The following is a 1,896-nucleotide window of genomic DNA, read 5'->3' on the forward strand; positions in this document are numbered from 1 at the left end:
AGGCCGGTGATGATCTCGTTGATGTGAACGCCGATGGACACCATCAAGATGATGGCCAGGGCGCCGATGGCCCAATGGGCACCGTGCTCGAGGTAGACGTAATCCGACAGCGTGCCCTTACGGACCAGGAATACGGTGAGCGAACGGACGAACATCGCGCCGACGAAGCCGAGGCCAAGTGCGATGATGATCGGGTCCGCGGTTATCGCGAAGGCGCCGATGACGCCGTCGAAGGAGAAGGACGCGTCGAGGACCTCGAGGTACATGAACAAGAAGAAGCCGGCTTTGCCCGTGGCTTTCACGAGCTCGGTGGGACCACTCGACTTGGCGGTCTCTCCCTCTTCGCCTTCTTCCGGCAGGTTGAACAGCTCACCCAATCCGTTGACGGCAATGTAGGTGATCATGCCCAGGACACCCGAGATCATGACCGTCGTAACTTTGTCGTCGGCGGCGAGGAACGAACCTGCCAGCACTAGGACGAGCCCGGCAACGACGACGGAGAGCTGATCCAGCTTGCCGATACGCGCAAGGGGCTTCTCGAGCCAGGACAGCCACGTGATCTCACGCTCTTCGAAGATGAAGCCGAGGAACAGCATTAGCAGGAACATGCCGCCGAACGCTGCGATGGTCGGATGCGCGTCGGTGATCAGGGTTTCGTAGCTCGGATCGCCGTTGGCGAAGTAGGCGGCGTCGTCGGCCGGCGGATTCAGCGCGAGGTCGAGTGCCGCGACCGGACCCAGGCCCGATGCTGCCCACACAATGACGAGTGGGAAAACCAGACGCATACCGAACACTGCGATGACGATGCCGACAGTGAGGAAGATCTTCTGCCAGAAGTCGCTCATCCTTTGCAGGACGGTGGCGTTGATGACGGCGTTGTCGAAGGAAAGTGAAATTTCCAGAATCGACAGAATGACAACGAGGAACAGTGCCTCGGGTCCGCCGTAGATGAACGCAACAATCATCGCGATGATCGAAATTACGATGGATAAACCGAATATTCGCAGTACCACGGAGCGTGGCCCTTTCTAGTTGGTCAATGCAGAGTGGCTACTGCAGCGGCAATCTCACCGCAGTCGAGACGAAGCCGAGGAGGGTTCCACAGCGTACTGCGGAACCCTCCTATTGGTCAGCTCATCGGCAATGCCGAGGATCAGACGTTGACGCCGTAATCGCGAGCGATGCCCGCGAGGCCTGAGGCGTAGCCCTGGCCGATTGCGCGGAACTTCCACTCTGCACCGTTGCGGTACAGCTCACCGAAAACCATTGCGGTCTCGGTGGAAGCGTCTTCCGACAGGTCGTAGCGAGCGAGCTCATTGCCGTTGGACTTGTCGACGACGCGGATGTACGCGTTGCGGACCTGACCGAAGGACTGCGAGCGAGCTTCTGCGTCGTAGATCGAGACGGGGAAGACAACGCTTTCGATCTCGGCCGGAACGGCAGCGAGATTCACGTCGATCTGCTCGTCGTCGCCTTCGCCTTCGCCGTCGGTGTTGTCACCCTTGTGCTCGATCGAGCCGTCGGGCGAACGCAGGTTGTTGAAGAAGATGAAGAGCTGGTCGGAGATGGCCTTCTTGTCTGCGCCGGTGCCGATTGCGCTGGCGTCGAGGTCGAAGGCTGCGCCGGTGGTGGAACGTGCGTCCCAGCCCAGGCCGACAGTCACTGCCGTCAGGTTCGGGGCCTCCTTCGTGAGAGAGACATTGCCGCCTTTGGTCAAGCTGACGCCCATTCAGGGGTCCTTTCAAGAGAAGAGACATGGCCCGCGACGACGGATGGCCGTCTTGGGAATGTGTTTACCTCCTCCACCCTAACGGCACTTCGGGTGTGGCCGTGGTAACAGTGGAAATCGAAACGGAGTCCGAACGCGTCGGACCCGTAGGATTCAATCGTGGTGGG

At 60.0% G+C, this 1,896-nt stretch carries 2 protein-coding genes; both read right to left on the bottom strand.

What is annotated here, in order from left to right:
• Positions 1–1,013: DUF475 domain-containing protein (locus QM600_RS29355; RefSeq protein WP_283265290.1), on the bottom strand; the 1,013-nt coding region annotated here is incomplete at its 3' end.
• A 140-nt stretch (positions 1,014–1,153) separates the two neighbouring features.
• Positions 1,154–1,729 (bottom strand): TerD family protein, encoded by a 576-nt coding sequence (locus QM600_RS29360; protein ID WP_283265292.1) that lies wholly within the window; start codon positions 1,727–1,729, stop codon positions 1,154–1,156.
• Positions 1,730–1,896 lie beyond the last annotated feature (167 nt).

The organism is Rhodococcus sp. IEGM 1379 (assembly GCF_030056815.1).
Taxonomy (GTDB): domain Bacteria; phylum Actinomycetota; class Actinomycetes; order Mycobacteriales; family Mycobacteriaceae; genus Rhodococcus_F.